16 protein-coding genes are annotated in these 24,741 nt (G+C 32.1%); 10 read left to right on the forward strand and 6 right to left on the reverse strand.

Annotation, left to right across the window (positions count from 1 at the left end; translation table 11 throughout):
- Positions 1 to 44: 44 nt before the first annotated feature.
- On the reverse strand, positions 45 to 419 hold the full coding sequence (gene rpsL / locus GQ540_RS06310) for a 30S ribosomal protein S12 (RefSeq protein ID WP_068206887.1): 375 nt from the start codon (positions 417 to 419) through the stop codon (positions 45 to 47).
- Between the two features lie 220 nt (positions 420 to 639).
- Between rpsL and GQ540_RS06315 the strand changes: the two genes are divergently transcribed.
- The 5 genes from GQ540_RS06315 to GQ540_RS06335 all read left to right on the forward strand — a co-directional run bounded on the left by GQ540_RS06315 (position 640) and on the right by GQ540_RS06335 (position 9,345).
- Entirely contained in the window at positions 640 to 2,271 is a 1,632-nt protein-coding gene (locus GQ540_RS06315; protein ID WP_291798978.1) for a hypothetical protein, read from the forward strand.
- 255 nt (positions 2,272 to 2,526) lie between these two features.
- A complete protein-coding gene (locus GQ540_RS06320; RefSeq protein ID WP_291798980.1) occupies positions 2,527 to 5,658 on the forward strand; it encodes a SusC/RagA family TonB-linked outer membrane protein in 3,132 nt (1,043 codons plus the stop codon).
- Positions 5,659 to 5,682: 24 nt separating this feature from the next.
- Positions 5,683 to 7,116, forward strand: coding sequence for a SusD/RagB family nutrient-binding outer membrane lipoprotein (locus GQ540_RS06325; protein ID WP_291798983.1), 1,434 nt, complete (start codon positions 5,683 to 5,685; stop codon positions 7,114 to 7,116).
- 20 nt (positions 7,117 to 7,136) lie between these two features.
- Positions 7,137 to 8,039 (forward strand): hypothetical protein, encoded by a 903-nt coding sequence (locus GQ540_RS06330; RefSeq protein ID WP_291798987.1) that lies wholly within the window; start codon positions 7,137 to 7,139, stop codon positions 8,037 to 8,039.
- A gap of 19 nt (positions 8,040 to 8,058) precedes the next feature.
- A complete protein-coding gene (locus tag GQ540_RS06335) occupies positions 8,059 to 9,345 on the forward strand; it encodes a hypothetical protein (protein ID WP_291798990.1) in 1,287 nt (428 codons plus the stop codon).
- A 288-nt stretch (positions 9,346 to 9,633) separates the two neighbouring features.
- On the opposite strand, the gene GQ540_RS06340 is transcribed toward GQ540_RS06335, so the two are convergent.
- Entirely contained in the window at positions 9,634 to 10,320 is a 687-nt protein-coding gene (locus GQ540_RS06340) for a hypothetical protein (protein ID WP_291798993.1), read from the reverse strand.
- A gap of 204 nt (positions 10,321 to 10,524) precedes the next feature.
- Between GQ540_RS06340 and GQ540_RS06345 the strand changes: the two genes are divergently transcribed.
- From GQ540_RS06345 to GQ540_RS06360, 4 genes are read left to right on the forward strand one after another with little or no spacing between them, the layout of a single operon-like run.
- The gene (locus GQ540_RS06345; RefSeq protein ID WP_291798996.1) at positions 10,525 to 13,557 is read left to right on the forward strand and encodes a SusC/RagA family TonB-linked outer membrane protein; all 3,033 of its coding nucleotides are present in this window, start codon (positions 10,525 to 10,527) and stop codon (positions 13,555 to 13,557) included.
- A gap of 12 nt (positions 13,558 to 13,569) precedes the next feature.
- Entirely contained in the window at positions 13,570 to 14,976 is a 1,407-nt protein-coding gene (locus tag GQ540_RS06350) for a RagB/SusD family nutrient uptake outer membrane protein (protein WP_291799000.1), read from the forward strand.
- Between the two features lie 29 nt (positions 14,977 to 15,005).
- The gene (locus GQ540_RS06355; protein ID WP_291799003.1) at positions 15,006 to 15,878 is read left to right on the forward strand and encodes a Calx-beta domain-containing protein; all 873 of its coding nucleotides are present in this window, start codon (positions 15,006 to 15,008) and stop codon (positions 15,876 to 15,878) included.
- A gap of 19 nt (positions 15,879 to 15,897) precedes the next feature.
- Complete coding sequence (locus GQ540_RS06360) at positions 15,898 to 16,710, forward strand: hypothetical protein (protein WP_291799006.1); 813 nt, start codon at positions 15,898 to 15,900, stop codon at positions 16,708 to 16,710.
- Between the two features lie 706 nt (positions 16,711 to 17,416).
- Here GQ540_RS06360 and GQ540_RS06365 read toward each other — a convergent pair.
- From GQ540_RS06365 to GQ540_RS06375, 3 genes are all read right to left on the reverse strand, one after another.
- Positions 17,417 to 17,809 (reverse strand): HU family DNA-binding protein, encoded by a 393-nt coding sequence (locus GQ540_RS06365; RefSeq protein ID WP_291799009.1) that lies wholly within the window; start codon positions 17,807 to 17,809, stop codon positions 17,417 to 17,419.
- A gap of 231 nt (positions 17,810 to 18,040) precedes the next feature.
- Complete coding sequence (locus tag GQ540_RS06370) at positions 18,041 to 18,211, reverse strand: hypothetical protein (RefSeq protein ID WP_291799012.1); 171 nt, start codon at positions 18,209 to 18,211, stop codon at positions 18,041 to 18,043.
- Positions 18,212 to 18,290: 79 nt separating this feature from the next.
- Entirely contained in the window at positions 18,291 to 22,535 is a 4,245-nt protein-coding gene (locus GQ540_RS06375) for a M4 family metallopeptidase (protein WP_291799045.1), read from the reverse strand.
- A gap of 254 nt (positions 22,536 to 22,789) precedes the next feature.
- Between GQ540_RS06375 and rlmB the strand changes: the two genes are divergently transcribed.
- Positions 22,790 to 23,536 (forward strand): 23S rRNA (guanosine(2251)-2'-O)-methyltransferase RlmB, encoded by a 747-nt coding sequence (gene rlmB, locus GQ540_RS06380; protein ID WP_291799046.1) that lies wholly within the window; start codon positions 22,790 to 22,792, stop codon positions 23,534 to 23,536.
- A 417-nt stretch (positions 23,537 to 23,953) separates the two neighbouring features.
- Here the strand turns inward: rlmB and GQ540_RS06385 are convergent, their stop codons facing one another.
- Positions 23,954 to 24,622, reverse strand: a complete 669-nt coding sequence (locus GQ540_RS06385) for a rhomboid family intramembrane serine protease (RefSeq protein WP_291799050.1) — start codon at positions 24,620 to 24,622, stop codon at positions 23,954 to 23,956.
- Positions 24,623 to 24,741 lie beyond the last annotated feature (119 nt).

Consider the following 24,741-nt stretch of genomic DNA (forward strand, 5'->3'; position numbering starts at 1 on the left):
TTCGCTGCTCTTTTTCTCATGTCTTTACATTAAAGTTTTTAAAATTACTTTTTAGGTGCTTTTGTACCATATTTAGAGCGACGTTGTGTTCTTCCATCAACACCTGCAGTATCTAATGCTCCACGAACAATATGATATCTAACCCCTGGTAAATCTTTAACCCTTCCACCTCTAACTAATACTATCGAGTGCTCTTGTAAATTATGCCCTTCTCCTGGAATGTACGCATTTACTTCATTACCATTTGTTAACCTTACCCTTGCTACTTTACGCATTGCAGAGTTAGGTTTTTTAGGTGTTGTAGTATAAACACGTGTACACACTCCTCTTCGTTGAGGACATGAATTTAAAGCAGCCGATTTACTCTTCTTAGTTATTTTGGTTCTTCCTTTTCGTACTAATTGCGAAATTGTTGGCATACTAAAATTTTGTTATTTATTACTTTTTAATTAATTAGCTCTTTTCAAAGAGTTTGCAAATGTACAAATATTTTTCTCTTAATCAAATATGATGTTATTTTATTTTTAATTCATTTTCATTAAAATTAACTTGTATATTCACACTCTATATATTTATAATTTGAATCCGTTTTTTAAACTAATATCTTGCTCCTTATTATTAGTGGTTTTTACCTCTACTATGTACGCTCAAAATAACTTTGAATTAATCATCAATACAAGAGATTTTAACAGCTCCAAAATACTAAGTTCAACACCATACACAAAGCACCATACATCAAAAAAAAGTGTTGAACAGGAAATTTTAATTATCTCAAATAAATTAGCACATAATGGATATGTTAACAATTCATATATAGCAACATTAAAAGATTCAACCTTCACCTGTATTTACACTTTAAATAATAAAATTGAAAAAATTAGAATCTATTACACTCAAAAATTAGTGGATGAAGAATTACTACGTAATATAACTTCTAATTACACTGACAGTTATTTTGAAGTTTCAACAAATAAAATTGAAACTTCATTAAATTTTATAGTGAATTATTTTGAAACTAAAGGGGCCTCATTCACAAAAGCTTCATTAACAAACCTAAAACAGCAAAATAATAACTTCGCAGCTCAACTTCACCTAGATATTTCTGAAAAACGAAAGATAAATAAGGTACTGGTTAAAGGTTATGATAAATTTCCTAAAAAATATATACACCTATACTTAAATTTAACAAATGAAGCTACCTTTAATTTAAACACCTTACACAAATTAAGCAATTCAATAAAATCAATTCCATTTATAACACAACTTAAAGAACCTGCAGTTTTATTTACCAAAGATACCACAACTGTTTACCTCTATTTAAAAAAGAAATCAACTAATAAGTTTGATGGTGTTATTGGGTTTTCAACTAAAGAAAACAGTAAAAAACTACAATTTAACGGATATGTGGACTTGACATTAAATAATATTTTTGATAAAGGAGAAACATTTAGCTTAAAATGGAAAAACAGTGGAGAAAACACCCAAACCTTAAATTTAAAATTTAATACACCTTATATATATAGCACACCTTTAAGCTCTTCGGGTGCGTTTTCAATTTACAAACAAGACTCTACATATATAAATACAAAATCGCAATTAAATATCAATTTCAGTCTCAATAACAGGAATAGTATTGAAGCATTAGTTAGTGGTGAAAACTCAAACTCACTAACTTCAAATTCCATAGTTGAAATTCAAGATTTCAAAAACACCTTTATAGGCTTATCATACACTTACAAAACCTTAAATAGTAAACATTTAAATTTTCACCCAAAATTTCTAGCGAATGCTAGCTACTTAACAGGAAATCGTAAACTTACTAATGGCAACAAAACAAGCCAAGATAAAATTCAACTTTCCGCACACTACCTTTTTGAATTAAACCATAAGCACTTTCTTTTATTAAAAAGCACTTATGAAAATTTAAACTCCCCAACTATTTTACAAAACGAACTGTTTAGAATTGGAGGAGCAAATTCAATTAGAGGTTTTGATGAGCAAAGTGTATTTACCCCTAGTTACTCCGTCACAAATTTTGAATATCATTATGTAATAAACCCAACAACTTATATATATTCAATAACTGATATTGCTATTTTTAAAGATTCTGTTACAAATTCCACAACAAACATTTATGGTATTGGTTTGGGATATTCTTTACAGTCAAAAAATAATATTTTAAATTTAAGTTACGTTATTGGAAAAAGCAGTGAAAACACCTTTAATTTTAACAATTCAAAAGTTCACATTAAGATAACATATCCTTTTTAACAAACTAAAAATAACTAGAACCTACATATCTACAACTTTAACGCAACTATTTTAAAAAATCTACATCTATATTAATAGGTCATTAACATTTTAATACGTTTTTTAAGAAATTTTTAATTTTTTTTTAACATATATCATGGGTTTATTAACAAACACTAATGAATTTTAACATATTTTAAGAAATCAACACCAAAAAGTTAGGAATATTAACAAATTATTAAGATTTTTGACACAATTAATTCAAATAATTATATAATGAAAACAAAGTTTAATGGTTTTTTAACGCTTATACTAGCGTTTATGGTGCAAATATCTTTTGCACAAGAAAAAACTGTTACAGGGAATGTATCCGATGCAAGCGGACCATTACCTGGTGTAACAGTTCTAATTAAAGGTGCCAATGTTGGTACTCAAACAGATTTTGATGGTAACTATTCAATTAAAGCCAGTAGTGGTGATGTATTGCAATTCAGTTTTATTGGATTGGAAGCAATTGAAAGAACCGTTGGCACATCTAACAGTATTAATGTTTCTATGAAAGAAAGCGCAGAAGCATTAGAAGAAGTTGTGGTAACAGGATTTGGACGTAAAGTTGAGAAGAGATCAGCTACGTTTGCCGTTCAACAAGTTGGCGGTGAGGAAATGACACAAGCACGTGAAACTAACATTGTAAACTCTCTGTCAGGTAAAATTGCTGGGGTACAAATTACAAATAGTTCTGGTGCAGTTGGATCTTCTTCAAGAGTTATACTTAGGGGTGCTTCTTCTATTACTGGTGATAACCAACCATTGTATGTGGTAAATGGTGTGCCTTTAGAAAGCGGTAACTACGGTAGTTCTGATTCAGGTGGTGGTGCTGATATGCCAAATGGTATTTCAGATATTAACGCTGATGATATTGAATCTATTTCAGTTCTTAAAGGACCTGCTGCTGCTGCACTTTACGGTGTTAGAGCTGCAAATGGAGTTATTCAAATTAAAACAAAAACAGGTAGAAAAGGACAAGGTTTAGGTATCTCATACAACAGCACAATGTCTATTGAAGATCCTTTAATGTTGGCTAACTACCAAAACTCTTATGGTCAAGGTGGTAACCAAGACTTTTTCCATTGGGTTGACGGTACAACTGGTGACGGTGGTGTTGATGAAAGTTGGGGACCTCCTTTAGATGCTGGTCTAGAATTTGTTCAATGGAACTCATACACTGTTGGCGGAGCTCCATTACCATGGGTTTCTAAACCAGACAATATTAAAAACTTCTTTGAAACAGGTGTTACTTTAAATAACAGTATTTCATTTACAGGAGGAGCAGAAAATGTTGGGTACAGATTATCAGTTGGTTCAATGGACCAAACAGGTATGGTACCTAATACAGATCTTAGACGTTTTTCAGTAGGTGCTTCATCTACATATACAATGTCTGATAAATTAACAACTTCATTTGATGTTAACTATACTCGTTCTAAAAGTGATAACTTTGTAACACAGGGTTATAACAATGAAAATCCAGTTCAACAAATGATTTGGTCTGGTAGAAACGTTGATTTTACTGCGTTAAAAGATTGGCAAAACTTACCATTATCTCCTGCAGGAACTGCAGCAGCTGGTACGCCTTTAAACTGGAATACAGTTTTCCAAAACAACCCTTACTGGGTATTGGATACAAATACAAGAGCATACAACAGAGATAGAGTTGTTGGTAACATAGCTATGAACTACGAAATTAATGATCAATTTAATGTAAGTGGTAAAGTAGGAACTAACTTTTGGAATACAAGACAAAATTACAGACAAGCATTTGGAAGTAACAGTGCTCCTAATGGATATTATTCTGAAACTAACCGTAGCTATACAGAAACAAATTCAGAAGTAATTGTGTCTTATAATACTAAAATTACGGAAGATTTAGCTTTTGAAATGAGCTTAGGTGGAAACTCAATGTACCGTAAATCAGAATTAGCATTTACTGCTGCACCACAACTTCAATTGCCAGGCTTATACAATGTAAGTAACTTAGCAGCTGGAAGCAGCTGGGTAGTTAACAATCAATATTCTGAGCAAAAAATTAATAGTTTATTTGGTTTTGGTAAGTTCTCTTATAAAAACTACTTATTCTTAGAATTCTCAGGAAGAAATGACTGGTCTAGTTTATTACCAATTGATGATAATAACTTCTTCTACCCTTCAGTTACAGCTTCTGCAGTAATTACTGATATGATAGAAGTAGATTCAGATATTTTATCTTTCTTAAAAGTAAGAGGTGGATGGTCTGAAGTTGGAGGTATTGGAGCTTTAAACCCATACCAATTAGAACCAACTTTTTCTTTATCTACTCAAACTTGGGGAGGTAACTCAGTTGCTTTCTTACCAGGAACATTAAACAATCCTACAATTAAATCTGAATCTACAACAGGTACTGAATTTGGTTTAGACGTTAGATTGTTAAATAGCAAAATTCGCTTCAATGCAACATACTACGACCAAACTAGTGAAAACTTAGTTGTACCAGTTCAAGTAACTGCTGCTTCAGGTTATACTAATGCGGTATCTAATGTTGGTGAAATGAATAATAAAGGTATTGAATTACAATTAGGTGCAACTGTTGTTGAAAAAGGAGATTTTAAATTCGATTTAGATCTTAACTTTGCAAAAAACACAAATGAAGTTGTTTCTTTAGGAGGTTTAGAATCTTTAGTGTTAGGTGGACAATGGTCTATGACTTTAGAAGCTAGAGAAGGACTACCTTATGGTTCAATTGTTGGTACTTACTTTGAAAGAAGCCCAGCAGGTGATGTAATTTATGAAAATGGATTGCCAGTAATTGCTACAGGAACAAAAGTACTTGGTAATATTACACCTGATTGGACTGGTGGAGCTAACTTTACTTTTAGTTACAAAAACTTAAGTTTAAACGCCTTAATTGATGCAAAAATTGGAGGAGATATTTACACAATGACAAATACTTGGGGTAGATATGCAGGTGTTTTAGCTGAAACTATAGTTGGTAGAGAAACTGGTATTGTTGGTGATGGTGTTATGTTAGTTGATGGTGCATATGTACCAAATACAGTTGTTGTATCTTCAGAAAGCTATAACAAAAGAGCTTATTCAAATAGTATTGTTGAAAGTTCTGTATTTGATGCTTCTTATGTAAAATTAAGACAAGTAATGTTAACGTACAAATTACCAAAAAAATTAATTGATAAAACATTATTTACAAATATCAGTTTTTCTTTAGTTGGTCGTAACCTAGCAATATTACATAAAAATGCTCCACATATTGATCCTGAATCTTCATTTAGCGATGATAACTCAGAACAAGGTCAGGAATTTGGACAGTTACCGTCGGCTAGAAGTCTTGGTTTTAATATTCAATTAAAGCTATAACCTAACATTATAAAATATTAAAATATGAAACGATTTAAAATTATAACAATTCTCTTCTTCAGCCTACTGGTTTCAGTTGGTTGTGACAGTGATTTTGAAGAGATAAATCAAGATCCTAACAACCCAGTAGCAGTTCCTTCTGATCTGTTAATACCTGGTATTGTTAGAGCAGCTCAAAATGAATCTTACAGTACTTTTACTGGTGGAGATATGGGAGCTTGTTGGTCTCAACAATTTGCAAAAGTGCAATATAATGATGAGGCAAGATATATTCCAAGACAATCAATTATTTCAAGAGTTTGGAATACTTATTACTCAGTTGTAATTGCTGATGCTGATGCAATGTATACTATTGCTGTATCTGAAAACAATAACAATATGATGGGTGTTGCTTTAACATTGCAAGCTTATGGATATGCATATTTAACTGATGTTTATGGTGCAATTCCTTTTAGCGAAGCAATCAAAGCAGGTTCTGAAGGTATTATTGCTCCTAAATATGATAGTCAAGAAGAAGTGTATACTGGTACTTTAGCTATGCTAGATGAAGCAATTGCTTTATTAGGTACTGGAGGAACAATAGACGGAACAAATGACATTTTATATGGTGGAGATTCTGGCTTATGGAAGAAATTTGCGAGTTCATTAAAATTTAGAATGTTAATGAGAGCTTCAGCTAAAATGAGTGTAGGTGCAGACTTACAAGCATTGGTGAACGCTGGCAACTTATTTAGCAGCAATGCTGATGAAGCAAAATTAATATATTTAGGAGCTGATCCTAGTGCAAACCCATTGTATGAAACAATAGTTTTTGGAACTAGAGGTGAGTGGAAAATTAATGAAGCAATGGTTACAAGATTAGATGCTGATAATGACCCAAGATTACCTGTTTATGCTGGCTTAAATGAAGATGATGAGTATAGAGGTAAACCTTCTGGTTTAGCTGATGTACCTAGTGACGATTGGAATTACACGAACGTATCTGCTTTAGGTGATTTCTATTTACGTCCTGAATTACCAGGTTTCTTTATGTCTAACCCAGAATTAAAATTCTTAATGGCTGAGGCTGTAACAAAAGAATATATCTCTGGTGATGCAAATGCTTTATACTTAGAAGCAATTACTGCTTCTTTAGAATATAACGAAGTTGACGCTTTAGATATTGCAGATTTTATGTCTGAAAAATCATTAAACACTGGAAGCCAAGCAATTGCATTAGAGCAAATTGCTACACAAAATTGGATTTCTTTATTTACACAAGGTGTAGAATCTTGGAATGAGTATAGAAGAACTGGATACCCTGAATTAGAGCCAGCTTTAGAAGGTGATTTAAATCAAATTCCTTCTAGATATAATTATCCAACATTGGAAGCTTCTTTAAATACTGCTAATTATAACGATGCAGTTTCTGCTCAAGGTGTAGATAATTTAACAACACCAGTTTGGTGGATGGATTAATTTTAAAAATAATATTAAATATGAAAACAATAAAAATAGTAAGCATCTTATTTTTATCATTAGTTACATTTATTGCTTGTAATGATGATGACTTAAATGTTGATAATCCTGACGGAAACTTTGCAGAAGGTGGTCTGTTAGATGTTAAGAACACTTCGGTAAACTACGTAGTAGGAAATCCTGGCCCATATTCAGCTAGTATTCGTGTCTACCAAGGAGCTATAAAAACAACAAGTATTAGAGTAAGTAAAACTTTCCATAGTGGTACTTTTTCTTCTAACACGGTTGAGACTTTTAAAACTTTACCTGTAACAGGTGATCAAAATAGTTTTGTGAATTACAGTTTTACTTTTAATGAATTAATTGACGGTTTAATTGGTGCTGATAGCAACCCATTATCAGATTCTGATGGAGATTATCAAATTGGTGATTTTTGGAAAATGGATTACTATGTAACAACAAGCGAAGGAGAACATTTAAACTTTGCAAGTACTAAAGCTACAATTTCTACGAGATTTGCAGGTACTTATACTGTGTTAGAAAGTGCTTATTGGAATTCAGGAGGTTTTAACGGTGATTGGAATGGTAGTAGCTTTGTTATTGAATCTATTGATGCTAGTATTTACAAACATAATGGTTTGGCTTTCTGGTCAGATAATACCTATTACTTTACTGTTGATAATGAAACTGGTGCTATTCAAGTATTACCTGAAGATTTAACAGATACTGCTGTATTATTAAATGGTTCTCCAATTATGATTACTCCAGGTGGAGATTATACATTTGAATCTATAACACCTGTCAATCAAGCTACACGTAATGACGAAACTGGAGAAGATATTCTTGAGTTTAGTGTAGGTTACTTTAGAGGTGTTGGAGCTACTAGAGAGTTCTACGAAAAAATGCAAAAACAAGTAGATTAATTAATTAAAAATGAAAAAAATGACAACAAAAAATTATAAAAGTATTTTTTCGTTTGTGGCTGCGTTAACCATAGGTCTATTTATGGTAAGTTGTGATCAGGAAGAAAATACTGGGTTTGCTACATTAAACCCTACGTCTCCAACTTTATCTGTTGCGACTGAGGTGAGTAGTGCAACCTTTATAGAAAACGACCAAGTATATACATTTACAGCTACTTTGAGTGCAACTCAGTTAGTAGATGTTAAATTGTTTATATCTCAAATTGGTGGTGATGCTACTCCAGGTAGTGATTACACTGTTGACGGAACTATCGTAATACCTGCTGGAGCACTTTCAGCAACAGGAGAAATTAAAGTTCTTGCTGACGAACTTATTGAAGAAACTGAAACTGTAACTATACAAGTTGGAGATAACCAAACAGCAAATGCTTCTACAGCTACTGCTACTATGGAATTCACCATCTTAAACTATACAGCTAGTGATGTTGCAATAGATTTAAGTTGGGCTATAACGCAAACAACAACTGATCAATCAGGTGTTGAAGTTGACCCTACTGATTTTGCAGATTTAAGATTACTATTAACTGAAAGTGCTGATAATTCTCAAGTTTGGGATGATGCAGATGGTAGCGGTTTTGAAACATTAGTAGTTAATAGTGACACACCTGACGGGACATACTACGTTGTAGCAGATTTCTACGATGTAAATGACGATCTTGATAGAGACTTAGATTTAAGTGTATCTTTTTACCAAGCTGGTGTAATTACAGATATGACTTTTAATTATGGAGCTGCATTAAACTCAATGAGTAATTGTGAGTCTGTATCTTTTGTAATGGCTCAAATTGTAAAAGTTGGCGAAGTATATACTGTAACGCCTGTAGGTGAATTTAAAAGACCTGTAGATTTAGAAAATTACGAAGGAGATTATTGGTATGGAGCAGATTCTTGGGATTATGATACGCAAGTAGAAACTTGGTTAGATGAGGACACATTTATGATGGATGGTGTTGGATTTGAATGGATGGAAGATGCATGGGGAGAACCAATAATTACAAGCCACCCTTTCATAGTTGATGTTGATTGGAGTACTGGTAATTTTGTTGTTGAAGAGCAATTGTACTTAGAAACTACTTATGAAGGTGAAGCTGAACCTCCTTACTATATTTCAGGAAGTGGTTATATTGATGACTGTACTGGCTATTTAGTATTTAACTATCGTTATGAGCAACCAGGGTATGATTGGGGGTTTGACGGTACAGCTTGGGGTCCTGCATTCCAAGAAAGAGTTATTCTTGAAGACTAATTATAAAATTTAGTCAAAATAAATTTAAAACCACCTGATTTAACAGGTGGTTTTTTTATTTATAGTGACTAACTATTTAACTTTTTATTATATGCTATAACAGTATGCTAAGAATTCAGTTAAATCTACAAACCAAAGCTAATCTACCCTCTTAATTCGCAAAACACAAATAGTCTTATTCACAAAAAAAGCCTTACTGTTAAACAACAGTAAGGCTTTTTTTAAACGAATGATTCAAATATTTGAAACCTATACGGTAACAAAAAACTAGAACCTAAGAAGTGAAGCTTATAAAGAATAATAATAGTTCACTAACTTAACAACATCACTTTCTTTATTATATTTTAATTTTTTAGATTTCATATAACCATCAATTAGCTTACTATGATTAACTAATACTAATTTAACATCCTTCTTCTTCAACCTAACTTTAACATATAAGCCTTCAGAATTTTTAATAAAATAAAATGTTTTATCTTGGTACTCAAGTGGAAAATTATTAATAGTTTGACTCCCTTTGCTTCTGTTTGGATCAAACAATATTTTTGTGTTCTTTTTAATAAAATAATTCGTATTCTGAATATTAAAGACTATTTCGTAGAAACCATCTTCAATTCCACTCTTAAAATGACTTAAATTTAATTTAACAAAATCATGTTTTAAATTTCTTTCTTTTTCAATAATAGAGAAGCCAGAAAGTGAGCGATCTTGAATTTCAATCTCTTCTTGATTCTTTTTAATGAATACACGATTTTTAAAAACATCAAATTTTAAAAAATCTTGTTTAGAGAAAATACTATCGTTTAAAACTAGCATGCCTCTATTCCATTCATCATAAATAAAATCGTTTCCCTTGATTTCTAAATTTTTAGTAATAATAACAGACCCTTTATCTTCCCTATGCAGGTTATCTCCATTTTGCGCCATTAAACTAGAACACCCCATTAATAAACTTAAATAAACAACTTTTTTCATTCTATATAATATTTTTTAGCAAGTTACAAAAAAACCATGAAACCTATAAATTGTTAAAAAAAATGGAATCTTACACTTTAAAATTAAATTTTCCGCATCAAAATTTCAAAAAAATTGTATAAAATCATTTTTTTTAACATCTTAAAGTTGCATTATTAACAAATAATTAAGATTTTTGGCGTAATTAATTCAAATAATTATACAATGAAAACAAAGTTTAATGGTTTTCTAACGCTTTTATTAGCGTTAGTAGTGCAATTTTCGTTTGCACAAGAAAAAACAGTTACCGGTACAGTTTCCGATTCAAGCGGCCCTCTTCCAGGAGTAACCGTTTTAATTAAAGGCGCAAATGCTGGTACACAAACAGATTTTGATGGGAATTACTCTCTCAAAACCAATATTGGTGACATACTAAAATTCACCTTTTTAGGTATGCAAACTGTTGAAAAAACAGTTGGTAGTTCCAATACAATTGATGCTATTATGCAAGAAAATGCAGAAGCATTAGAAGAAATTGTAATTACTGGTTATGGTGCTAAGAAAAGAGGCGTTTTATCTTCCTCAATTTCTACCGTAAGCTCTGAACAATTAGATAGACAAAACAATGCCGTTAGTATTGACAATGCACTTCAGGGTGCTGCTACAGGTGTACAAGTTGTTGCTCAAAATGGAAAACCTGGTAATGCTGCATTTGTAAGAATTAGAGGTATTAGTTCTATTAATGCTGGTAATGAGCCTTTATACTTATTAGATGGTGTTCAAGTAGATGAAGAAGATGTTATTGGTATTAATCCCGCTGACATTGCTTCAATGAGTGTATTAAAAGATGCTGCAAGTACGGCTATTTATGGTGCTCGTGGTGCAAATGGTGTGGTTTTAATTACATCTAAAATTGGTAAGAAAAATTCTAAAGCAGTATTTAAATTCTCTTCAAAATATGGGGAAGCTGATGAGATTAAAAGAAACTTTAGGGTAATGAACGCCCAAGAAAAGTTAGAATATGAAAGAGCTATTGGAGTTGGTGTTGGAGCAGGGATCACTTCTCAAGCAGAATGGAATGAATTATTAGCGAATGACCATGATTGGACAGATGATTTATTAAAAAAGAGTGAAATAACGTCTCTTAACTTTTCTGTAAGAGGTGGTGAAGAAAACTTAAGTTACTTCATGTCTATAGCTAATGATAGAGATACAGGTATTGTTGAGTTAATTGAAAAAGCTTTTGAAAGAACTTCAGCAAGATTAAATGTTGACTACCAAGCTCGTGAATGGTTAAAATTTTCAACGAAACTTTCTTTTTCAACTACACAAGATCAAGATTCAAGAGACCGTAACAACATCCAAAGTCCAGTTGTTGGTCGTTTTACCTTTAATCCATATGAGCCTGTTTATCTTTTAGATGCAAACGGAGATTTTATTCCTAACCGAAGAGGATTACCAACTTACAATCCAACGCATCAAGGTTTAAGTTCACTAGCCCAAGTACGTGCTAACGAAGATAATGATACGGATAACAGATGGATAGGTTCTTTTGGAACTGACGTAAGATTAATGGAAGGCCTACACTATAACTTTGTATTAAGTGGTAGTTATATTCAAACAACAAACCGAGGCGTATTACATGCCGGTTCTGCATTGGATATGATTTTTAATGGAACACCAACAGGAAGATCTTCAGTATTTACTTCGTCTTCTTTAACTTCCGATTTCTTAAACAAAATAACTTATACTAAAACATTTAATGAAAAACATGATTTAAATGTAACAGTATTAAGTGAATACCAACAAAATAATTTTGAATCAATTACTTCTGATGCTGATGGTTTTGTTATTAATGGTCCTACTACTATAGATGCTGGTTCTAATCCTAGAGCAGTTGGAGGAAATAATTCTACAAATAGATTATTCTCTATTGCTACTAGTGTTGATTATGTATATAATGATACTTATATTTTAAATGCAACAATTAGACGAGATGGTTCATCTAGATTTGGTTCAAATACTAAATACGGTACATTTTGGGGTGCAAGTGCCGGTTGGAATATTCACAACGAAAGCTTTTTTAGTGAATTAAGCAATACAGTTAATATGTTAAAAGTAAGAATATCTGCAGGTACATCAGGTAATGATCAAATTGGTTTAAACCCATCTCAAACATTATATGGATTTGGTGCTTATAATGGTCAAAATACTTCAGTTCCTGTTCAATTTGGAGATCCAAACTTAGGTTGGGAAGAAAATTTTACGATAGGTGCAGGACTTGAATTCGCTTTATTCAACAACAGAGTAACAGGTGTTTTTGAATATTACAAAAGAACAACTTCAGAATTATTACTAGATGTACCTATTACACTTACTCAAGGTGGTGGTGCAATAACTAAAAACATAGGTGAAATTGAAAATTCAGGATTTGAATTTGAACTAAGAGGTGATGTTATTAAAAATGCAGACTTTACATGGAATGTTGGTGCAAGCTTAAGTTTGTATGACAATGAAGTTAAAAAACTTGCTGACGATAATGACTTATTTACAACATCAAACTTCTATACAGGTCTTAGAGTTGGTGAAGAAGTTCACACATTCTTTTTACCAAGATATGCTGGTGTGAACCCTGCAAACGGACAAGCATTATTTTTAGATACAGATGACAATATTACAACAAGTAATAATGGTAATGAAGTATTTTTAAGTGGTAAATCTCCATTCGCTAAATTTGATGGTGGTATAAATACAAGTCTTACTTATAAAGGTATCTTTTTAAATGCTGACTTATATTACAAAGGAGGTAATTATATCATGAACGTAGTTGAACAACAATTACTTTCAGATGGTACTGGTGCTAATAGCAATCAAAGAGTTGATGCTTTTAACTATTGGCAACAACCTGGTGACGTAAATGTTTTACCAGATCCAACATCTAATAATCCATTTAGAAATGAAGCAAATGGTGCAAGTACACGTTTTTTACAAAAAGGTGATTATATTAGATTAAGAAACCTTCAAGTAGGATATATAGTTCCTTCAAAATTTATTGAGAAAACACCTTTATCTCAAGTTAAATTTTATGTAACAGGTACAAATTTATGGACATACACACCTTGGTATAAAGGAGATCCTGAAGTTGGAATCCCTTCTGGAGAAACAACTGGTACAAGAGGTATAATTCCAGGTGAATTTAGTTTAAACAGTTACCCAACGTTAACATCGTACGTATTTGGTGTTGATATTCAATTTTAAAAAAGTAGAAAAATGAAAAAATATTTTATAATACTAATATTATTAGCGACTTTCACATCATGTGAAAATCAGCTAGAAACATTTCCTACATCGAGTATAGCCGCAGATGAGGCTTTCAAAAATGAAGGAGATTTTACAAACGCCGTGAGAGGGGCGTATAGAGCAATGCTATCTGGTAGTTATTACGGAGGTGCACTTCAAGGATTTGATGTAATGACAGATAACTTAATAATTAGTCAAAAAGGAAGATTAAGTCAGCAATTTAGACATGATTGGGCATATGACCCAAATACAGGTTTTGCGGCATATATGGCTAGTGCATATACAGTTATACAAGATGCTAATTTTATTCTTGCTAATATAGATCTATTAGATGAAGGTGATTTTAAAAACAATATTAAAGGAGAAGCATTGGCTTTAAGAGCTTTGGCTCATTTTGATATTGCAAGGTATTTTGCTAAAATACCTACACAATCTAGTGACGCTGCTGCTTCATTAGCTATGCCTTATGTAACAATAGCTGATGTTAATGATTTACCATCAAGAATTACAGTTGCTGAATATTATACGAATTTAGTGGCTGATTTATCAGAAGCTACTACTTTAGTAAATGATGATAATGGTACATTCCAAATGGGAAAAGATGCTGTGAATGGAATTTTAGCGAGAGTTTACTTGCATATGGGTAATTGGCAAGATGCTATTGATGCTGCAAATGAAGTAGCTGTTGACGTAGAAGATAGAGATTCTTTTGTTGGTATCTGGAATGATTCTGAAGTTCCTTCAGGTGTAATCTTTAAATTACAAAACAATAACGTAAGTAGAGTTACCTTAGGAGTTCCATATAGCCAAACTGCTAATGGAATAAAGGATGAATATGTTCCTGATTATGCATTATTTCAACAATATGATGCATCAGATATTAGATTAGCTGGTTATTTTGAAACAAGCCTTTTTGATGGTCTAATGTACAATCATGTAATGAAATGGTACTCAAGTATTAGTACTACATCTCTTGGTGTTGTTGATGCAAAAATTATTAGAGCATCAGAGGTATTACTTACAAAAGCAGAAGCTTTAGCTGAACTAGGTCAAGATGGACCTGCAAGAGATGCTTTAGATGCTGTAAGAGCTGAAAGATATTTCGAATTTTCTTCAGGTGGAGAAGTTGGAAGTGCTCTTAAAGCTGCAATTGCTTTAGAAAGACGTTTAGAATTAGCTTTTGAAGGATCTAGATTTAGTGACTTGAAGAGAAAAGGAATGTCTATTGAACGTTCTGAGTTTGGTGATTTAGCTGACGGTACAGGAGTTCCTGCAGTATTTCAAACATTAAATGCTGGTGATTTCCGTTTTCAAGTACCTATTCCAATAGGGGAATTAAATTTAAATCCTAATATGGAACAAAGCCCAGGATGGTAATTAAGCCAACAACTTTTAAAACAAATAAAATGAAAAAAATATTCAAATCTTTAATTTACATTACAGTACTAGCATTTTTTGTTAGTGCATGTGATGAAAATGACACAACTTTTGATTCTTTAAGTTTTCCTGAAGATGCATTTATTGCAATGGAGAATGCTAATGATATAGTAGTTCTTGAGAGTACTACAACACCTATTGAAATTGTAGTAAATTATGCAAATACACTAGAGAATGCAACAACAGACGTAACTGTAGATTTTACTATTACATCTGATACAGCAACTGAAGGTGTACACTATACTATTGAAGGTAACTCATCTCAATTAACATTTGCTGCTGGCCAGTTAAATGCTAAAATTGTAATTATACCTATTGATAATTCTGAAGAAGACGGAGATAAAGTATTAACATTTACGTTAACTAACTCTTCTGTTTCAATTGGTTTACCAGGACCAGATTCTTTTAACAAGTCTGTAACGGTAACATTAACAGATGATGATTGTGCATTTACATTTGCAGGTTTAGATGGTATATCTTGGATTGGTACTGACAATGCAACTGGTAGTCAAGGTCCAAACCCAACTCAAATAGTAACTTCTTTTGATGGTACTGATCTATTAATGGATGGACTAGCTTATGGTTGGTTGGCCAGCACTTATTGGAATGAAGTTGTGGTAGCTAGTGCACCTGTTATTGTTGATATGGATCCTATTACTGGAGTATTTACAATTTCAGAACAATACTTAGCTGATACAACTTGGTTAGGAAACCCTCAACCAACGTATTATATTAGTGCTTCAGGACAATATTTTTCTTGTCTTAACAAAATGATAGTTAATTACACACTTATACAAAATGGAGGTGTATTACGTGAATATACTGAAACTATTGAATTTTAATAATTAAAAACTTATATTAATGAAAAATACAATATATAAAATAGGCTTTTTACTATTAGCTTTTACAATAGTACTTTCCTGTGAATCTCCAGAAGGGGAGACAAATTATAAAGACGCTACTGCAACCTACGAATATCCTGCAGGGATAACATTAGGGTCAGGTATCATTACTAATAGCTCATTTCAATTTACAGCAAATATAGCTGGAACTGGAGAGGGATATTATGTAGCTGTAGAAGGTGGAAGTGATGCTCCAAGCAACAATGATGTATTTGATGGGGATGCTAGTGGATTAATTGCTAGTGGTTCATTTGATGTAACTGGAAGCCCTGCTACTATTACTGTAAATGATGGACTTTGTGATAATACAACATATGATATATATGTAGTGCATTTTACTTCAGATGCTTTCCTATCTGAAACTACTACATTACAGAGTATAACAACAAATGACAATGGCTCTATAGCAGGGACTTATGATACAGTAACAAATGGTGATTTAAGTGGTAATTTTGGAGGTAGTGTAGTTGATTATGAAGGTGTTGTAACTATTACTGATAATGGTGATGGAACATTTACTTTTGACGATACAACTGGAGGTATTTATCCTGACCCAAATTATTATGGTAGCTTTGGAAGTCCAGCTGTGCCATTTACATTTGAAATTCCATGTAATGAAATAAGTGGTGCTTTTACATCTCCTTTTTGGAATTGTTGTGATGACTGGATTGGTTTTGATGGTATTATAAATGCTGATGGAACTATTTCTGTACATTGGGAAAGTGCCTTTGGAGAAGTAATGGACGTTATATATACAAAACAGACATCTTAATTTAGATATATATTAATCTTAATTAGATTAAACTTAATTTAAAAAACCATCAAAAGTTAGCTTTTGATGGTTTTTTTATGGCTGCATTTTACTTGATTATATAAGGGATTAATGACATCTCTTTAAACTCAATTAAGAGACCGTCATAAAAAATGATTAAAATTGAAAATCAATTTTTAAAACCAACTTTTGCAAATTTCAAGCCTTTTAAAAATAATTTAAAACGTTTATCGGGTCTACATAAAATACGTTTTAATTTTAAATTCCCAAACCTAAAGATTCTTTAGTTTCACTACCATAAGAGCTTATAACGTGAGTTCAATACGTAAAATAATACAAATTGTTATAGCTAGTGCTTTTTATAGTTGTTTTGTCATTCCTGCGAAGGCAGGAATCCATAAATAGGATGCTCCATAAGAGCTTATAACGTGAGTTCAATACGTGAAATAATGCAAATTGTTATAGTTAGTGCTTTTTATAGTTGTTTTGTCATTCCTGCGAAGGCAGGAATCCATAAATAGGATGCATTTAGATTCCTGCCTTCGCAGGAATGACACCGTTTTTACCTTAACTTTTATAAATGACAATCTGAAGTCTTTATGTATAACTCAAGTTTATACATATTTAAAACCTCCCAATTGGGAAGTTTTTTTGTTTAAATAAAGCAAACATATGTTGTATAGAACTACAAACTCAAACCCTACATTCAATCTTTAAATCCTGCTTTGGTAAAACTTAATCCTTTTAAAAATAATTTAAATCGTTTATCGGGTCTAAATAAAATACGTTTACTTTTAACTGCAGCAAGTCCAACCCCTTCTTTTGTTTCGCTTCCATGTGAGCTTATGCTAATTTGAAAACTTCCTAGCGTACCAAATCGCACAATTTGACCAAAACTAAGTGCATCCTTAATGTTTTCTTCTAAAGCAATTAATACGGCATAACAATCGGCCTTTGTTACGGTACATTGCTCAGATGTTTTGTGAGCTAAATCTTCAAAATTTATTTCTCCCGTTGCTTTCGTACTTACATAATATTTCACAGGTAAAGTAATATCTCGTGGATCTCTTTTTTTAACAATTTTTAATGGTATAGGCATATTTATGGCTTTTTAAATTTGTATGTTTAAACATCTTTTAATATCTCTCTTAAATTTATCAAACAGCTAAGTAGATACTTAATTTTAGTCGTACAAAGATAAAAAAACATCTAGACCTTTTTACAAAAAGGTCTAGATGTTTTAATAGAAGCGTCTAGATATTATTGTTTAATCACTTATTAATATATAAAAACCAAACTATAAGCCTACTTTAGTAAACACCAATCAGTTTTAAATGTCCAATACTTGTCCATTTTTTACAACTACGTTCCATGAGTTTGTTATAGATACTTCAATAGCTTGTAAAAAGCTTGTTTCTGAAACTACAGCTGTTGATGGAGCAACTAATTCTGGTGCAAAAGGAATATGTTTAGTCGCTCCCTCTTCATCGTAAAAATTCATTCACCTTGAGTAACTACTTGAAACGTTCTCATAACAGTTGCTTTTACACGCCAGTAATAAGCTCCATTTTCTTCTCTTCTTAGTGTTTTATTATTTTAAGTATTATTGGACTTTCTAATTTTACTTTTGCAATATACAATCCTGTTGGTTGATTTTCAAGTGTTAACTGTACATTACCATAAGTAATTGGATATGTTCTTGTTGAAATTAACTGTGAATGTATCGTATACAGTTCAATCACTACTTCTTTTTGTGAAACCGGTAAAGCAATATCGAATATCCCATTGGTTGGGTTTGGATAGGCAACTATTTCATCTAATAACTCAATCGTTTTTGAGAACGTACCTTCACAAGATTTTGCTGTTTTAACTTCAATCAAATCACCGTGTTTCACATCAACATTAAACACTGGAGAGCTCGTTTTAAAACTTTCTTCTCCGTTTACATAAATTGTATAGGGTGCAGTTCCCATTTTAATTTCTATTTCAGCTTTGCTAAAGTTAACTGTTGCATCAGCAACTACTTGTTCACCTTCTATAACCTCTACATCAAAACATTGTACAAATGTTTGACCCGTAACCGAAATACATAAATTATATATTCCAGGTTCTAAAGTATCAACTTTAAAATCATCATTTTTGGTAAATGATTCAGAAGGAATTCCATTAATCGTAGTGGTATATGTGTAATCTTCTATTGCTGAAATTAATATTTGTCCGTTACCTTCATCTGGACACGTTTCACTAATAACTTCAACATTAAAATTATTTGAAACTAATGCGAAACATCCTGTTGTATCTACAGGTGTTCCTGCAGGTGTCCCAGGACATAAATCATCTAGATTATCAACGCCGTCATTATCTGTATCTCCATTTGGTGTTGAATCACATACATCACCTACACCATCGCCATCAGCATCTGCTTGGTCATTGTTTACAGTATCAATACAGTTATCACAACCATCAGGAATTCCATCACCATCAGTATCAATAGAGTCATCGTTACCTGGACAAATATCACAACCATCAGGAACACCATCGCCATCAGTATCTACTGTATCATCAGAACCTGGACAGATATCACAAACATCACCTACACCATCGCCATCAGCATCTGCTTGATCATTGTTTACAGTATCAATACAGTTATCACAACCATCAGGAATTCCATCACCATCAGTATCAATAGAATCATCGTTACCTGGACAAATATCACAACCATCAGGAACACCATCGCCATCAGCATCTACTGTATCATCAGAGCCTGGACAAATATCACATCCGTCAGGAACACCATCTCCATCGGTATCAATTGAATCATTTGAACCTTCACAAAGATCACAAGCATCTCCTATTCCATCAAAATCAGAATCTGTTTGATCTGCATTTGCTGTATCTGGACAATTATCACACACATCACCAACTCCATCACCGTCAGTATCTGCTTGATCTGCGTTTGGTGTTGAAGCGCAATTATCACATACATCACCAATCCCATCTCCATCAACATCTTCTTGACCAGGATTTGCAGTTTCTGGACAATTATCAACATCGTTTAAAACTCCATCACCATCATCGTCTAATTGTGAATCACTACATCCATCTGCATCTACAGCTTCTCCTGTTGGAGTTGCAGCACATAAATCTAAACTGTTTTGAACTCCATCACCATCATCGTCAGCTAAAACTCCTAGTTCTTCAATAACAAAATCATCAATTACTACACCTTCATCTGTAACGCTTGCATCTGAATGAAAAACAAATCTAAAAATTATATTTGGTTCATTTTTAAAACTACTTAAATCATAACTAAATTCAGAAAAAGCAGTATTAGTCCCTGTCCATTGACCCCCAGGGCAGTTCTGACAATCGCTAGAAATTTCACCGCTTTCAAAAATTCGATTACTATTGTACCAATTTGGATCTGTAGAACTTCCCAATAACGACCAATTTACAGCATCTGTAGAATACTCAACATAAATAATGTCAAAATTTTCTTGAAGTTGAAATGCCATATTAAATTTCATTTTCGGGCTTGTAAACGCTGTTAAATCATAACATGGAGAAATTAAATAAGCTTTTGTCTCATTTGGATAATCTACAGTTTTTTTAGTTACATATGCATTTTCACCTGAAGTTACTGTATTAAGATTGGTTTTATCTGGACTAGAAATAAGCCACAAATTACTTCCTTCTCCTTCATTATAAGTTAACCAATAATCAACAAGAAAATTATCAAATGTATTGACTTCAGTAGGAGTACCATCACTTCTATTAACTCTAAATGGGCTTGTTATAGTATTGTTAGATACATCTCCATCTCCAGCAACTACAGCTTCTACATCTAAAGTATATGTTTTAATTGTTACTTCACTTATTGCTGGTAACGTTATTTCTGCTTCTTCATTGATATTTAAAGTTCCATTCCAATTAAAAGGTGTTTGTGAAATGCCATCAATTGAATAATTGATTTGAATTGTATTTATTACATTCGTAGCACCTGAATTACGAACTAAAATTTTTGGAATAACATCACCTCCACAAGTAATATCAACTAATTCTGTAAACTCAACTAAATTTATATCAGTATCAAAAGGAATAAACTTATCACCAACATTTACTGCATAAAAAGCATCTTGGGTTGCTTGTCTTTCAATACTATTACTTCCATACAAACTTGCAGCAACTTCAATAGCTCCGTTTCTAGCATCAATAAATGTAGAATTTGGGGATAAATAGTCTCTTAATGTTAAGTAAGCTATTTCTTGAGCTTTTGTCATACCAATTCCTGTAACATTATATATATCTCCTGCATCATTGGTGCCTGCTTTACCAGCAACTAAAATATAAAACCAATGATTTAATACACCACTGTTGCTATGAACCCCACAGTAATCATTAGAACTACTTGGAATGCAATTACTTGTAGCATCTGTATAATTTGTACCATTGTATGTGTCAGGATCTCCTTTACTTTTAGGGTCACTCATTGAACGCAAATAACCTCCTGGCCAAAATTCTTCTGCTAGCAACCATGTTTCAGCATTTGGGCTACTATCTGTACCTGTTCCTTTTGCAAAAAATTCGACAGCTGCTCCAAAAATATCTGAAAAACCTTCATTCATTGCTCCAGATTCTCTTGCGTAAACTAAATTTGCAGTCCAAGTAGTTACACCGTGAGCCATCTCATGACTAACAATATCAATTGAAGTTAATGGATTTGGCGTACCATCTCCATATGACATCACTGAACCATTCCAAAAAGCATTAAAATAATCAGTTCCTACATGTACATAACTTCTCATTTCCATTCCGGCATCGTCAATACTATTTCTACCTAACATGTTCCAAAAATCATACACATTCATTGCTCCCCAATGTGCATCAAGTGCTGCATTATCTCTTGCTGCATTGTCAAATTCTGCAGAAGACCATACATTATCATCGTCAACAAAATCAACAGTTGTAAATTGGTAAGTACCATTAGTTGGTGAATTTTGAGCATTGTATGTGTGTACATTTCTTATATCATCATTCAATGTAAATGTTCCATCTAATTCTGCCCTAGCCTCAATAGATTGGCTTCCACTATATCTTGTATCTGCTATTCCTGCAGACATTATTGCAGTAGTCATACTTTTATTAGAATTCGATTTTTTTAAAACATCATGAGTTGAATACTCATTATTCACATGTTTAATTATTGGGTCATTAAACAAAAAACTTCCATTAAAAGCATTAATATACACATAGCCTCTACTTATTGGAACAGTTGCATACACATCAAATTTATACGCAAGTTTTAATATAGAATTCCCATTTTCTAACACTGGGAAAATGACTAATTCTCCTTCAGGTTTTTTATAATTATTTGTTTTTGACTGCTCTGTAGAATCCCATAAATATGTTTTTGCACTTATATGTGCAATCGCCTTATTTAAAGCAGTTGTAGGTGTTAAATTAGAAACTAAATTTAAATCCTTAGGATTGTACAATTCTCCGTTAATAGAGCTTACTTTACCATTTTTTAAATGAACAATCATGGTTCCATATTCAACCTTTATACCTTTATAATATTGTTGGTATTTTTTATGAATCCCTCCTTTTTTATCAGAATTAGATTGAAACTCAATAAAAGTAGTGTTATCATCTAGACCAAATTCAATTATGAATTTTTCTTTAGCTTCATTAATAGTATTAGAATCAACAAATCTCATCGATTTCTGATAACTTTTTGGCGTATTACTTTTAACCTGTCCAATGGCTGTATATGGAAGGCAAAATAAAACAATTAGTATAAGTTGGTAGCGTAATTTTTTTTTCATTATATATCCTTTATAATCTGTTTTTTAAGTAAATAACTACAAAAACAATAGTGTATTTTATAGTACTAGCAAACTTAAACAAAAAGTTAATGTACTACAAACAATTTAAGCCAACTATTTAATTAAATATATGCATTTAACTATTTCCATGGTTTTTTTTATAATTTTCAAAGTTCTATTACTTTTAAAGTGTTCCTGAAAATTTTAATTCATGCAACAAGAATCGTACCACACAAAAACCCTACATTTGCACCATGGAAAACGAGGTTTCAAAAATATTTGGTATTAGAGCTGTTATAGAAGCTATAAATTCAGGAAAAACAATTAGTAAAGTTTATTTACAGAAAGATTTAAGTGGTCACTTATTTTCTGAATTAAATTCATTGATTAAAAAGCATAATATTGCAACAAGCCATGTTCCAATTGAAAAATTAAACAGATTATCAAAAAACAGTAACCATCAAGGTGTTGCTGCTCAAATATCTCCTATTGAATTTGCCGATTTAGACACGCTAATTACAACGACTTTAGAACATAAAAAAACACCTTTATTTTTACTATTAGACCAAGTGTCTGATGTTCGTAATTTTGGCGCTATGATTAGAACTGCTGAATGTACTGGTGTTGATGGAATTGTAATTCAAAAACAAGGAAACGCTCCTGTGAGCGCTGATACCGTAAAAACATCAGCCGGTGCTGCTTTTAAAATTCCAATTTGTAAAGTAGATCATTTAAAAGATGCTATTTTTCAATTTCAGGCTGCAGATATTCAACTAGTGGCTGCTACTGAAAAAACAGAGGACTTAATTTACGATATAGATTTAACGTTACCAACGGCCATTGTTATGGGCTCGGAAGATAGAGGTATTAACCCTTCAATTTTAAAAGTTGTAACTCATAAAGCGAAGCTTCCATTATTGGGTGAAATTGCATCATTAAACGTTTCTGTAGCATGTGGAGCATTTTTATATGAAGCAACCAGACAACGAATAAAGGGTTGATGGGTTAGGTTTCTGAAATCAGTTATCGGTTAGAATAGCAACTTAAATATAGTATTCTTGTAAAAAAATTGACGTTTCTAATTTAATATGTTATTTAAAATAAGATTAACACTTAGCGATTTTGTAAAATCGCCAAGAGATATTTGAAAAAGTCTTGATATTATCTAGAAAAGTTGTACAATTATTTAGCGGAAAATAGTAGTATATTTTTATAAATAATGTAGTATAATATAAAGAAAATTGTACAATTTTTAGAAAGATGCTAGAAACTCTTTATTTAGAGATTCGTTTTAACTAATTGTATAAAAATACTAAACCAGCAACTAAACATACTCGTTCTAGCTATTTTTTTATCAACAATTATCTATTTGCATATCAAAAAAGATGAATTCCTAAAATTAACTTAAAAGAGTTAGTCTATTCATTTTCTTCTTCTACAACAGGTTCGGGTGGACTAAAATTACCTTCCTCATCAAATAACATTTCAAACTCTTCATTTTTAGTGAAGATAAATTTTTGAGGTAACGGCCCTTTTCTTCTGTATAAAAAAGCTAGCATAAAACCCGTTACAAAGCCCGATAAATGCCCTTCCCAAGAAATTCGTTCTTCCGTTGGAAAAATATACCAAACCATACTTCCATATAAAAAAACTACTGCCAAAGAAAGTGCTATTAACCTATAATACTTTCTAAATATACCGCTAAAAAAAACAAAACTAACCAATAAATATATAATACCACTTGCTCCAATATGGTATGATGGTCTTCCTATAATCCAGGTTAAAAGTCCTGTGGTTAGCAAACCAATAAAAAGCACCTTATTGGCAATCTTTTGGTAGAAATAATACAAACAACCTAACATGACCGCTAATGGAATGGAATTATTAAATAAGTGTGTTGCATCACTGTGAATAAAAGGTGATAAAATAACACCTCTTAGTCCAAGTATTGATTTTGGGTAAATACCGTAATTATTAAAATTTAAACCCAACTTAATTTCAACAAAATAGATAACCCAAATTAAAATGATAGTGACTAATGGAATACCAATAACATTAGATTTGTATGTAAAATTAGTTTCGCTCATTATTTAAAGTATACATATACTATTTCAAATATAAGTCCAAATTATTAGTTTGTGAAATATTGTCAGAAAACAAAGCAACAACAATTAAAATAGCTTCTAAATTATTTCTTATTTTTACA

Origin of the sequence: Lutibacter sp., assembly GCF_013139515.1 — a bacterium.
GTDB lineage: Bacteria > Bacteroidota > Bacteroidia > Flavobacteriales > Flavobacteriaceae > Lutibacter.